The organism is Actinomadura rupiterrae, assembly GCF_024172125.1.
Lineage (GTDB): Bacteria > Actinomycetota > Actinomycetes > Streptosporangiales > Streptosporangiaceae > Spirillospora > Spirillospora rupiterrae.
Genome location: NZ_JAMZEA010000007.1, coordinates 277,204 through 289,417, shown reverse-complemented (window position 1 = coordinate 289,417; position 12,214 = coordinate 277,204). Strand labels below are relative to the sequence as shown.

The 12,214-nt window shown below is 71.5% G+C and carries 11 protein-coding genes; 7 read left to right on the top strand and 4 right to left on the bottom strand.

Annotated elements, in window-relative coordinates:
- Positions 1 to 62: 62 nt before the first annotated feature.
- Positions 63 to 845 carry a helix-turn-helix transcriptional regulator gene (locus tag FHU30_RS25730; RefSeq protein WP_253879163.1) on the top strand — a complete coding sequence of 261 codons (783 nt, stop codon included), beginning with the start codon at positions 63 to 65 and terminating at the stop codon, positions 843 to 845.
- Here the strand turns inward: FHU30_RS25730 and FHU30_RS25725 are convergent.
- A complete protein-coding gene (locus tag FHU30_RS25725; RefSeq protein WP_253879162.1) occupies positions 842 to 1,924 on the bottom strand; it encodes a hypothetical protein in 1,083 nt (360 codons plus the stop codon). The two genes, FHU30_RS25730 and FHU30_RS25725, sit on opposite strands and share 4 nt — an antisense overlap.
- A complete protein-coding gene (locus FHU30_RS25720; protein WP_253879161.1) occupies positions 1,921 to 2,985 on the bottom strand; it encodes a hypothetical protein in 1,065 nt (354 codons plus the stop codon). The genes FHU30_RS25725 and FHU30_RS25720 overlap by 4 nt, the downstream gene beginning before the upstream one ends.
- Positions 2,986 to 3,154: 169 nt before the next feature.
- Here FHU30_RS25720 and FHU30_RS25715 point away from each other — a divergent pair, with 169 nt between their 5' ends.
- Complete coding sequence (locus FHU30_RS25715; RefSeq protein WP_253879160.1) at positions 3,155 to 4,120, top strand: hypothetical protein; 966 nt, start codon at positions 3,155 to 3,157, stop codon at positions 4,118 to 4,120.
- Positions 4,121 to 4,350: 230 nt separating this feature from the next.
- Here the strand turns inward: FHU30_RS25715 and FHU30_RS25710 are convergent, their stop codons facing one another.
- Entirely contained in the window at positions 4,351 to 4,782 is a 432-nt protein-coding gene (locus FHU30_RS25710) for a MarR family winged helix-turn-helix transcriptional regulator (protein WP_253879159.1), read from the bottom strand.
- Between the two features lie 95 nt (positions 4,783 to 4,877).
- Between FHU30_RS25710 and FHU30_RS25705 the strand changes: the two genes are divergently transcribed.
- The 5 genes from FHU30_RS25705 to FHU30_RS25685 all read left to right on the top strand — a co-directional run bounded on the left by FHU30_RS25705 (position 4,878) and on the right by FHU30_RS25685 (position 10,020).
- Positions 4,878 to 5,309 (top strand): hypothetical protein, encoded by a 432-nt coding sequence (locus FHU30_RS25705; RefSeq protein WP_253879158.1) that lies wholly within the window; start codon positions 4,878 to 4,880, stop codon positions 5,307 to 5,309.
- Positions 5,309 to 6,886, top strand: a complete 1,578-nt coding sequence (locus tag FHU30_RS25700; protein ID WP_253879157.1) for a multicopper oxidase family protein — start codon at positions 5,309 to 5,311, stop codon at positions 6,884 to 6,886. The genes FHU30_RS25705 and FHU30_RS25700 overlap by 1 nt, the downstream gene beginning before the upstream one ends.
- A gap of 161 nt (positions 6,887 to 7,047) precedes the next feature.
- Positions 7,048 to 7,821, top strand: a complete 774-nt coding sequence (locus FHU30_RS25695; RefSeq protein WP_253879156.1) for a DUF3152 domain-containing protein — start codon at positions 7,048 to 7,050, stop codon at positions 7,819 to 7,821.
- 103 nt (positions 7,822 to 7,924) lie between these two features.
- Positions 7,925 to 9,004 carry a tRNA 2-thiouridine(34) synthase MnmA gene (gene mnmA / locus FHU30_RS25690; RefSeq protein ID WP_253879155.1) on the top strand — a complete coding sequence of 360 codons (1,080 nt, stop codon included), beginning with the start codon at positions 7,925 to 7,927 and terminating at the stop codon, positions 9,002 to 9,004.
- A 197-nt stretch (positions 9,005 to 9,201) separates the two neighbouring features.
- Positions 9,202 to 10,020, top strand: a complete 819-nt coding sequence (locus FHU30_RS25685; protein ID WP_253879154.1) for an LLM class F420-dependent oxidoreductase — start codon at positions 9,202 to 9,204, stop codon at positions 10,018 to 10,020.
- A gap of 65 nt (positions 10,021 to 10,085) precedes the next feature.
- Here the strand turns inward: FHU30_RS25685 and FHU30_RS25680 are convergent, their stop codons facing one another.
- A complete protein-coding gene (locus FHU30_RS25680) occupies positions 10,086 to 12,173 on the bottom strand; it encodes a right-handed parallel beta-helix repeat-containing protein (RefSeq protein WP_253879153.1) in 2,088 nt (695 codons plus the stop codon).
- Positions 12,174 to 12,214 lie beyond the last annotated feature (41 nt).

The following is a 12,214-nucleotide window of genomic DNA, read 5'->3' as shown; positions in this document are numbered from 1 at the left end:
CCCGGGACACCTGCCGCATCCAGGCACAATGAATACCTGGCAGGCGGCGCGGAAGGAGCGGGATGGCGAGGGACGAACTGGCGCGTTTCCTGCGTGACCGGCGCGAGGCGCTGCGCCCGAGCGACCCCGGGCCGCGCCGCCGGACGCCCGGGTTGCGCCGCGAGGAGGTCGCCGAGCGGGCCTGCATGTCGCCGGAGTACTACGCGCGGCTGGAGCAGGCGCGGGGGCCCCGTCCGTCCGCGCGGATCCTCGATGCGCTCGCGGGCGCGTTGCGGCTCGTCCCGGCCGAGCGGACGCACCTGTACCGGCTAGCGGGTGTCGCGCCGGACCCGCCTGCCGCGCCGTCCCGGACGGTCCGTCCGCATGTTGCCGCGTTGCTGCAACGGCTCCCCGACACGGGTGTGATCGTGACGGCGGCCAGTTACGACGTGGTCGCATGGAATCCGCTGGCCGAAGCGCTGCTCGGCGAGCTTGAAGGACTCAACCTGGCGCGGCGTCGCTTCCTCCGTGGTTCGGACGTCCTGACCAGCGGACACGAGGAGTTCGGCGAGATCGCCGTCGCCCGGTTGCGTGCCGCTACCGCCCGCTACCCGCACGACCCGTCCCTCGCAGCCCTGGTGGACGAGCTGAAAGCGGGCAGCGAGGAGTTCGGCGCGATCTGGGATACCAACCCCGTCCGCGCGCCCGGCCACCGGACGAAGACCCTCAGCCATCCCGAGGCCGGGCGGCTGGCCGTCAACTGCGACGTCCTGACCGTCCCGGACGAGGACCAGCAGGTCGTCTTCATGACGGCCGACCCGGGCTCGTCCAGCGCCCGGGCCTTCCGCCGCCTCGCCCTGGCCTAGGCCGGCTGGAGCGAGTCGACCACGGTGTTGATGTCCGGCCAGAGGTGCTTGTGGCTGTCCGGGATGTCGATCCACACGTAGGACGGGCGCGGACGACCGGTATCGACGATGACGACCGCCGACAGGTCGAGCGTCGCGCGAACGCCGGGCTTGCTGAACCGGATCTCGCGGACGATCGCCCAGGCCTTGCGCCCGCCGACCTTCAGCGGTTGGGACGCGACGTCGCGTCCGCGGGCCGTCTCGGGGAAGTTCGCCCGCTGCCGGTAGTCCTGGAGGGCCGCGGCGAGGTCGTGCAGCTTGGTGCGGCCGCCGTTCGCGGTGACCAGGTCGCCGTCCACCAGGCCGGACGCGAGGACCGCCTCCCAGCTCGCCTCGGTGTCGAAGTTCTGCTCGCGCGAGTGGCCGGAGAGCTGCGGGTCCACCGGCTTGCTGCGGTTCCAGTCGCCGCCGAGCGAGGTGTAGGACAGGCGCGCGTCCTCGTCGGTGACGCGGCCCGCCTCGGGGGAGCCCGGCCCGCGGTAGCGCTTGATCGGCACGTTCCTCGCCAGCCGCGACTCGCCCGCGAGCAGCCCGTTGCCCTGCTCCGGGACCTTGGCGCCCGTGATCGTCGGGTCGGTAGGCACGACGCCCAGGCAGGCGGCGATCTCGCTCTTGCCGGTCGCCGTCTCCTGCTTGATGACGCGCTCGCCGACGATGACCGTGCAGGTCACCATCCCCGGGCCGTTCTGGTAGCGATTCTGGATCGTGACCGACAGGCGGTCGTCCTCGGCCATGTGGACGGTCTTGCGGACGGGCAGGACCGCGGCGTCCGTCTTCGTCTCGGCGCCCGCGCCGACGGAGTAGGAGATGTCCGCGGTCCGGCGGTCCCCGGTGAGGACGAACGTGACGTCCACTTCCTGCGGCTTGCCTTCGGTCCCTTCGCTGCGCGCGTCCCCCTTCCCGCCGTCCGGCAGCGAAAGCCAGACGAAGGCGGCGATCCCCTGGGCGACGAGCAGCATGGCGCCGACCATGGTCAGCCACTCCGGGTACCGCACCCGCGGCGTGCCGCGCCTGGCGGCCGTGGCGTTCGGTTCGCTCATGACGTGCTCCTCAGCCGCGACTGGTCGCCGGTCAGCGGCGGGCCTGCCTCGTACGCCTCGCGGAGGGCGTCGCGCAGGGCGCCCAGCCCAGGCCGATCGGCCAGGTCATCAGGTCTGTTGACGGCCCGGTCCGGGAGGTCATCAGCCTGGTCCGGGAGGTCGTCGGCCCGGTCGGCAGCTCGGTTCGGGCGGTCATCGATTCCGTCTACGGGCGGCTCGTTCTCGACCAGGCGGGCGAGCAGCGCGCGCGTGCCCGCGTCGATCCCGGGCACGTCCTGCTGCGCCTGCCATGCGCGGTAGGCGGCGTCGGCTCCGCGGACCCGGTCGGCGTAGCGCTCCAGGTCCTCGACGCGCTGCCGCAACGCGGCCATCGACTCACGCAAGGCCTTCCGCTGCGGTTTGACCGCGTCGTGAAGGGCTCCGCCGGACCGTCCGGCGGGGACGGTGGCCTGGAGTTGCCGCCCGATCCTGGACAGCGCGGCCAGCGACTCCGCGATCTCCCATTCCTGGCGCCGCAGGCCGTCCTCGTCGGCGCCGTCCGCGAGCAGGCCGGCGCGCTGCACGTCCGAGCCCAGCACGGCCGAGACCGCTTTGCGCGTCCGCCGCATCAGGCGGCTCGGGGAGGCGTTGCCGAACCAGTCGCGCATCCTCCCCGTCGCGAAGTCGTCCTCGACGTAGTAGCGGCCGTGGTGGACGTGGGCGAGTTCGGCCCGCTCGTCCTTCGTGCGGGAGAAGAAGAGCAGCACCGCGAACGAAAGGAGCTGGAGGGCCGTTCCGGCCAGCACGAACATCCAGAATCCGCTGGACCACCAGACGGCGGCGAGCCCGGCTTGCGCCGCGGCACCGACGGCGAGTCCTGCGGCCCGTCCGAGCAGGGCGGGCGCGGCGATGACCGGAAGGAACCCGCACACGGTCGCGGCCTGGAGCGACTTGATGGCGTTCTCGCCGGTCAGTCCGCCGGCGGGCGGCGCGGGCGGGGGCTCCCCGTACGCGGAGGTGAGGCTTCCGGGCCTGCTGAGCAGCGCTTCACGGACGTCGCGCGGCAGGTCCGGATCGACCACCGGCCGCAACGTGTTCTTCCCGTCCAACCATCACCCCGTTTGAGATCTTTCGGGGGATTGTGGCAGAAGCCGACCCGGCCCGACCAGCGGGTTCCCGGCCGGACGCGATGCGCCTGCTGCCGGGTGTTATGTGCCGCTAGAGTGCGTATGTTCTGTGATGAGGAGCCTCATGAGCTATCCCCCCACGCCCCCGAGGGATCCCCGGTACGCACCGCCTCAGCAGGGCTACCCCCCGAACCCCTACGCGCCGCGGCCCGGGCACCAGCCCCAGCCGTACGCGCCGCAGCCCCAGCCGCAGCCCTACGCGCCGCAGCCGGGCTACCCGCCGCAGCCGGGGCCTCCTCATCAGGGACCGCCTCCGCAGGGCCCGCCGCCCCAGGGATATCCGCCGCAGGGCTATGCGCAGCCTGGGTACGCGCCGCCGCCCGGTTACCCGCAGCAGGGGTACGCGCAGCAGCCGCCTCCTCCGCCGCAGCAGTACCAGCAGCCGGGATACCCGCCCCCGGGCTACCCGCAGCAGGGCGGCCCTCCGGCCGACCTCTACGCCGAGTCGGTCCTGGTCTACGACCAGCCGCAGGGCTTCTTCTCGGTGGAGGCCAACTACACGATCTGGGCCGCGGACGGGCGTCCCGCCGCCTACGTCCGCGAGGAGGGCGTCAACGGCGCGCGCAAGGTCTTCCGCGCGCTGAACCAGGGCACGCAGAACAACGCCGAGCGCCGGCTGAGCATCGTCCGCCCGGACGGCATGCCGCTGTTCTACTTCTACAAGCCCTACGGCTTCGCGCACACGCCCAAGATGCACATCCTCAGCCCGCAGAACCAGCCCATCGGCTACCTGCGCAAACGCGCGCTGCGCGGGTGGGAGCTGCTGGACGCCTACGACCAGCAGATCGGCTACTACGAGCTGATGGGCGGCCGCGTCAAGGACAACGCGGAGCGGGAGCTGGCCCTGTTCCGGCGCGCCAGCGAGGGCTTCGGCGACCTGCTGGCGCAGGCGTTCACCGGCTCCGACCGCTACGTCCTGCGTCAGCACGTCCAGCTGCCCGAGCCGTTCAAGACCCTCACGCTGGCCTGCCCGCTGGCCTTCGACACCGCCGTCTCCCAAAACCGCAGCCTAGGCGGCCTCCTCACCTGACCCGCCCACCCCCGGCCCCAGCAACCGCTCCCAGCGGGACCGCCTCCGGGAACCGCGCCTTGCGAGCGGGACCGCCTCCGGGGACCGCGACCTTCGGCCAAGGCCACCTTCGGCACGGCGGCTCTCGGGCGGGACGGCCTTCGGGGGCGTTCGGGCCGTCCGAGCAAGACCGCATCCGGGTTCTGTGGCTTCCGGACGGGCGCCTCTGAGGGGCACGGTTTCGGGTGGGGTTAGAGGTGGGTGTAGCCGGTGAAGCGGATGAGGAGGTCCTGCAAGGTCTGGCGTTCGGCGTAGGAGAAGCCCTCCAGGAGCTCGTCGTGGGTCTTCTCCATGACGGCGTCGGCCTGGCGCAGCATGTCGCGGCCCGTGTCGGTCAGGGTGATCGCGTGGGTGCGGCGGTCGGCGGGGACCGGGGTGCGGGTGATCAGCCCGGCGCGCTCCAGGTCGTCCACCAGCCGGACCATCGTGGACTTGTCGGTCGCCATCTCTTCGGAGAGCTGGCGCTGGCTGCACGGGCCCTTCGCGCGCAGCACCAGCAGCGCGCCGTAGTGGTAGCTCTTCAGGCCGAGCGGCTTGAGCGCGGCGGAGAACAGGTCGCGGGCGCGGACGTGGGCCATGCGCAGCAGCAGCCCCACGGGCGGGCCGTCCGGTCGGTTCGTCACAGGTTCCGATTCTAGACCAGCTGAGATAGTTTCACTTGAGATAGATTCAACTGAGATAGACTCATCTGAGACTTTCTCGCGTGAAACTGGTGACGATGATGCGACGACCCCCCAAGCGATGGCCGGTGATCCTCTTCCGGGTGGCGGCCGTGCTCCAGGCCCTTCTGGTCCTCCTCCAGGCAGTGCTCGCGGGCCGCTTCCTCTCCGGCGGGTACGGGGCGCTGAGCATGCACAGCGCCAACGCGATGTTCACCGCGACCGTCGGCCTCCTGACGATCGCGGCGGCCGTGCTGGTGTGGCGGCCGGGCGGCGGTCCCGCGAAGCTCATCGGCCCGTCCGTGGCGATGGTGGTTCTGGAGACCGTCCAGATCACCCTCGGTTTCGGGCGGGTCCTCGCCCTGCACGTCCCGCTCGGGACGGCCCTGCTCGTCGGCGCCGCCACCCTCGTCCGCCTCGGCATGGGCCTGCCGACGTCCGCCGAGGACGAGGCCCCGGTCGCGGGCGAGCGCGTCGAGGAGAGCGTGTGATGGCGGACGGACCGGCCCCCAAGCGCGGCATCTCGCGCCGCGGGTTCCTCGGCGCGGGCGTGGCCGTGGGCGTCGGCGCAGGCGCGGTGGCGCTCGGCGGGGCGAAGTTCCTCGGCACCGCCCAGCCCGGCAAGGTGCTCGCGAGCAGGCGGCCGCTGCCGAAGGCGTTCGAGCGCCCGCTGAGGCTGCCGCCCGTCCTCAAGCCCACCCGCACGGACGCGACGACGGATTACTACGAGATCACCCAGAAGGCCGCCGACCTGGACATCCTCCCCGGTGCGACGACGACGGCCTGGACCTACGGCGGCTCGTTCCCCGGTCCGACGATTGTGTCCAGGTCTGGGCGCAGGACGGTCGTCCGGCACAAGAACGAGCTGCCCAGGCCCGTGGTCGTCCACCTGCACGGCGGCCACACCCCGCATGACAGCGACGGCTACCCGGGCGACGAGATCCTCCCGGCGGGCGGGAAGCCGACCATGGTCATGGGCGGACACCCGATGCCCGGAAAGCCCGTCCTCGGCGGGCGCGACTACACCTACCCGATGAACCAGCGCGCCGCGACGCTCTGGTACCACGACCACCGCATGGGGTTCACCGGCGCGAGCGTGTGGCGGGGGCTGGCCGGGTTCCACCTCGTCCATGACGACGAGGAGGAGCGGCTGCCGCTGCCGCGCGGTGACCGGGACCTTCCGCTGATGATCGCCGACCGCTCGTTCGAGGCGGACGGCTCGTTCCGCTACCCGTCGCTCGACCGGACGCTGGAGCACATGCCGGGCGTCCACGCGGCGCACATGAACGGCGTCCTCGGGGACGTCGTGCTGGTCAACGGCGTGCCGTGGCCGGTGCACCCGGTCGAGCGGCTGCGCTACCGGCTGCGCCTGCTGAACGCCTCGAACGCCCGCAACTACCGGATCGCGCTCGACCCGCCGCCGCCCGGCGGCAAGGCCATGGTCCAGATCGGGTCGGACGGCGGCCTGCTCGCCGCGCCGATCGCGCACGACGGCATCGACGCCGCCCCGGCGGAGCGGTTCGACGTGATCGTGGACTTCGCGCGCTACCGGCCGGGCACCCGGGTGCGGCTGGTGAACCTGCTGGGCGACGGCCGGACGCGCGAGATCATGGCGTTCGACGTGTCCCCGTCCGCGCGGGCGCCGAAGGACGACACGGCCGTCCCGGCCAAGCTGTCCGACCTGCCGCTGCACGATCCGGCGAAGGCGGCCGTGACCAGGACGTTCCTGCTCCAGAAGAAGTCGGGCGGATGGCGGATCAACGGGCACGAGTACGAGCCCGGGAGGCCGCTGGCCCGCCCGAAGCTCGGTCAGCTGGAGATCTGGCGGTTCGTCACCGACTTCCACCACCCGATCCACCTGCACCTGGACGCCTTCCAGGTGGTCTCGCGCAACCGCAGGGAGCTCGGGCCGTCCGACCACGGCTGGAAGGACACGATGGACCTGCGCCCGGCCGAGGCCGCCGAGGTCGCGGTGCGGTTCACCGACTACCCGGGGGCGTTCGTCTTCCACTGCCACAACCTCGAACACGAGGACATGGCGATGATGGCCGACTTCACCACCGAGTGACGGTCCGGTTGCGCGACGGGTCGATAGCACAATGTGGCCGGGGCAGAGAAGCTCCGGCGCGCTGATCGCGGAATTTTCCCCGGGCGTTACCCTGAGCGGCGATCACCGGGGGAACATCCAGGTCTGGTGATCATCTTCGGTGATCGGTTCGGGGGACGCGCGTGCGAGGACGGGTACTGCCGGCGGCCGGGGCCGCCCTGGCGCTGGCGGCGGTGGTCGCGGGCCTGAGCGGCTGCGGTTTCGCGTCGCATCGCGACGGGGCGGGGGCCCCGGTGAGCCCGTCCGGGTCGTCCGGGCCGTCCGCGCCGTCCACGACGGGCTCCGGGAAACCGGCGCCCTCGCCGTCCCGGACGGTGAACGGGCGCGCCCAGCCGCCGACCGTGCGCGTCCCCGAGTCCGCGAGCGGCACGTACGCCGTGGCCAAGGGGACGCAGGAGGCGCCGGCGGGGGCGCGCGGGACGACCATCCGGTACGCGGTGGAGGTCGAGCGCGGCCTGCCGTTCAAGGTCGCGGAATTTGCCGCGACCGTGCACCAGACGCGGAACGACCCGCGCAGCTGGGGCCACGGCGGGCAGATGAGGTTCGTCCGGGTGGACCACGGGCCGGTGGCGTTCCGGGTCGCGCTGTCCAGCCCGGCGCTGACCGACAGGCTGTGCGCGCCGCTGAACACCGGCGGGGAACTGTCCTGCCGGCAGGGCGTCCGGTCGGTGATCAACGCGCGCCGCTGGGGGACCGGCGTCCCCTGGTACAAGGGCGATCTGGCCGCGTACCGGGAGTATGTGATCAATCACGAGGTCGGGCACGCGCTCGGCCACGGCCACGAGCAGTGCCCCGGGCCGGGACGCCGCGCGCCGGTGATGGTCCAGCAGACCAAGTCGCTCTACGGCTGCCGCCCGAACCCCTGGCCGTTCCCCTCCGGATCCGGCGACACCTGATCCCGACGGGACCCTCTGACGCGGCGTGATCCGGCCCGGATCGGCGGTGGTTTCAAGATCTTGAAATAAAGAAGTGGCGGACGGCCCTTACGCTGGAGTGGTTATGACTCTGCGCGTACTGGCCGCCATGTCGGGCGGCGTCGACTCGGCCGTGGCCGCCGCCCGGGCAGCCGAGATGGGGCACGACGTCACCGGCGTCCACATGGCCCTGTCCAGCGACCCCCAGTCCTACCGGACGGGCGCGCGCGGCTGCTGCACCCTGGAGGACTCGCGGGACGCGCGCCGCGCCGCCGACGCGATCGGCATCCCCTTCTACGTCTGGGACCTCGCCGAGCGCTTCCAGAACGACGTGATCGAGGACTTCGTCAGCGAGTACGCGGCCGGCCGCACGCCGAACCCGTGCCTGCGCTGCAACGAGAAGATCAAGTTCCAGGCGCTGCTGGACCGGGCCGTCGCGCTCGGCTTCGACGCGGTCTGCACCGGCCACTACGCCCAGTGGGACGGCACGACCCTGCGCCGCGCCGTGGACGGCGGCAAGGACCAGTCCTACGTGCTGGCCGTCTGCACGCCCGAGCAGCTGTCCCGCGCGATCTTCCCGCTCGGCGACACCACCAAGGCCGACATCCGCGCGGAGGCGGAGCGGCGCGGTATCCAGATCGCCAAGAAGCCCGACAGCCACGACATCTGCTTCATCGCGGACGGCGACACCAAGTCGTTCCTCGCCGACCGGCTCGGCGCGGCCCCCGGCCCCATCGTGGACGTGGACGGCGAGCAACTGGGCGAGCACGAGGGCGCGTACGCGTACACGATCGGGCAGCGCAAGGGGCTGCGGCTGGGCCGTCCCGCCCCGGACGGCAAGCCCCGCTACGTCCTGGACATCTCGCCGGTGACCAACACCGTGACGGTCGGGCCGCGCGAGGCGCTCGACGTGCACGAGATCGTCGCCGAGCGGCCGGTCTGGCTGGGCGAGGCCCCTGCCGGGCCGGTCGGCTGCCAGGTGCAGCTGCGCGCCCACGGCGAGGTCCACGACTGCACGGTCCAGGTGGACGACGAGGACTCCGTCCGGATCCGGCTGGACCGTCCCGCGCGGGGTGTCGCGGCCGGTCAGGCGGCCGTCCTGTACGTGGGCGACCGCGTGCTCGGCTCGGCGACGATCTCCGAAGCGGCCCGCGTCCCGGCCTGACCGAAGCCCCGCCCCCCGCACGACCGGGGCGGCGTCCCCGCGTTCCTGCGCGACGGGCCGCATCTCGGCGTGACGGGAGGCGCGCACCCGGCGTGACCTGCCGCTGCCCGTGCGAACTGCCCTGCATCTTGGGGTGGATTGGCCTGGGTTGTTCCGTATGCTCCCCTCATCACCCCCCGTGTGAGAGGAACGAGTCTGTGAAGTTCGGCGTCTCGACGTTCGTCACCGATGACGGCATCGGCCCGGCCGCGCTCGGCAGGGCGCTGGAGGAGCGCGGGTTCGACGCGCTCTTCCTGGCCGAGCACACGCACATCCCGGTCAAGCGCGAAACGCCCTGGCCCGGCGGCGCCGAGCTGCCGCGCCGGTACTACCGGACCTACGACCCGTTCGTGGCGCTGACCGCCGCCGCCGTCGTCACCGAGCGGCTGACGGTCGCGACGGGCATCGCGCTGATCATCCAGCGCGACCCGATCGTGCTGGCCAAGGAGGTCGCCTCGCTCGACCACGTGTCGAACGGGCGGGCCGTCCTCGGCGTCGGCGCGGGCTGGAACCGCGAGGAGATGCGCAACCACGGCACCGACCCGCGCACGCGCACGAGGCTGCTGCGCGAGCGCGTCCTCGCGCTCAAGGAGCTGTGGACGAAGGACGAGGCGGAGTTCCACGGCGAGTTCGTCGACTTCGACCCGGTGTTCTCCTACCCCAAGCCCGTCCAGGACCCGCACCCGCCCGTCCTGCTCGGCGGTTCCGGGCCGACCACGTTCGACCGGGTCGTGGAGTTCGGCGACGGCTGGATGCCGATCTACGGCCGCGGCACCGAGGACCTGCCGAACCAGATCGCCGAGCTGCGCGAGCGCGCCGGACGGCGGCTGCCGGTGACGCTGTTCGCCGTCCCGCCGAAGCCGGAGGCCGTCGCCGAGATCCAGGCCGCCGGGGCCGACCGCATCCTCTTCGACCTGCCGACGCTGCCCGAGGACGAGACCCTCGCCGCGCTGGACAAGCTCGCCGAACTGTTCTGACCCGTTGGGAGCCCCCGAGAACGCCAGGGGCTCCCAACAAGCGGAGTCAGCGGTTTGCCATGGGATCAGCGCTTGGCCATGAAGGCGGCGGCGTGGTTGTAGAGCTTGTACAGCTTGAACGCCGTCGCATACGCGGGCGTGCACGCGTTGCCGAACACCGTGGTGGCCTGCTCGTCGGTCAGGGTGGCGCCGTCCGCGGTGTGGTCGCCTGAGCCGATGCGGGCGCCGAACACCTGGCGCATGACGTCCAGCATGTGCTGCCGCTGGTTGGGGCCGGCCGTCTTCCACCACAGGCAGTCCACGTGCGAAAGGCTGCCGTCCTCCTCGTTCTCGTTGGCGGCGGCCGTCTTGCCCGGTGCGGACGCCTTCCCGCCGCCCGGCTTGGCGGGAGTCGTGTACCAGGGGCACGGCCCACCGGGCGCGCGCGTGTTCTGCGTGATGCAGGTCAGCAGTTCGACTTCGTTGCCGAGGTTGCCGAATCCGACGCTCAGCCAGGGCGCGCGTCCGTTCAGGCAGTCCGGGAGTCCGGCAGGGGACGAGGTGACTTTCTTGCCCGGCGCGGCCTTGTTCCCCCACCAACAGTTCTGCGTGTTGCCGGGGAAGGCGTCCCACCAGAAGTCCACGCCGTTCGGGGCGGCCGTCCCGCTGGGTGAGACGCCCATGGTGTTCCCATAGAACTTGTTCCGGTAGGACGTCGAGACCGTGAACGGGTTGCAGCCGGGGATGTCGTTGCGGTCGCCGCATACGGCCGCGTCCGGGGACGAGAACAGCATCGGCCCGCGGCGCCAGTTGTCGTAGATGTGGTTCTGCCGGACGACGTTGTCATTGCCGCCCGCGATCCACAGGGCCGTCCCCACAGGGACCGGGACGGTCGGGCTGACGTCCGAGCCGGTCAGGTACGGGTTGAAGTTGTTCGCGTAGAAGTTGTTGTTCTCGACCAGGTCTCCCTGCTGCGGGAAGCCGGGGTGGCCCGCCGCCGTGAAGACGTCCGTCGTGAAGCCGAGCGCGTTGTCGTAGAAGTTGTTGTGATCGACATGCGTGGCGGACCCATCGGTGCCGGAGTAGCCACTCGTGTTGTGGTGCGAGTCGCAGTAGCGGATCTGCTGGCTGTAGCGGAACGTCGGGTACCACTTGGTGTCGCGTCCGGCGGAGGTCTTCGCGCCCGCGCCCGGGTAGAGGCCGGAATCGCCGCTGCCCGCCGCCTCGCAGTTCTGGATGAGTCCGTGGTCCTCAACGAACGTCAGCACGCCGTACTCGCCGGAGTAGAACGCCTTGAACCGGTCGAGCAGGTAGCCGTCCGTTTCAAGGACGTAGATTCCGTGCTCGTTCGCATGGCGGACGTTCACGTTCCGTAGGACGAACCCGTCCGCGCGGTCGGCGCGGATGCCGACGTCCTTGGCGGAGTCGCGCGGGCCGCCGTTGCCGGAGGCGACGCGTCCGGCGTCCACGACGACGTCGTCCGCGCTGACGCCGGAGCCTTCCAGCTGCAGGTTGCATCGCACGCACGAGCCGAGGTTGGGGATGCCGTGCCTGTCCTCAAGCGGCGGGTCCGGGTCCTTACCGGAACCGGGTGTGCGGCCCATGACGGCGATGAGGTTGGCGTCGTTCTGGCATCTGTACTCGCCGAGGTACGAGTACGCCCCGGAAAGCAGCTCGTACTGCTTGCATGCCGGATCGTGCGTGAGCGCCTTGCGGGACGTCGGTTCCGTGTAGACGCCCGGGAGGACGACAACGCGGTCATTGTTCCCGGACGCCGTCACCGCCGGCTGGATCTCGTGGTACGAGCAGCGCGTGAACAGCGCCTTGTTGGTCTTCCACAGCGCATCGGCTTCGGCCTTGCCGAACGTCCTGTGGTCGTGGGGCCGGATGTAGTAGCCGACGCGCAGCGCCTTCGCGATGGACGCGCGCAGGCGCGTGAGCGAATCGGACTGGCAGACCACATGCGTCCGGCTGCTGGGAAGCAGCGCGGACGCCAGCGTGCGCGCGGTCGGTACCTTCCCGCCCGCACACGGGCCGACCGAGCAGTCCGGTCGGGGATCGGGCCAGTAGGAGGGGCGTTCGATGTGCGCCTGGGCGGGGGCGGTCAGCCCGAGCACGACCAGGCAGGTGATCAGCGAGGCCGTCAGCAGGCGGCGCGGGACGGGTCTGCTCACCGACATTCCCTTCGTCCAGCGGCGGGGGGCTCCGAATGCGA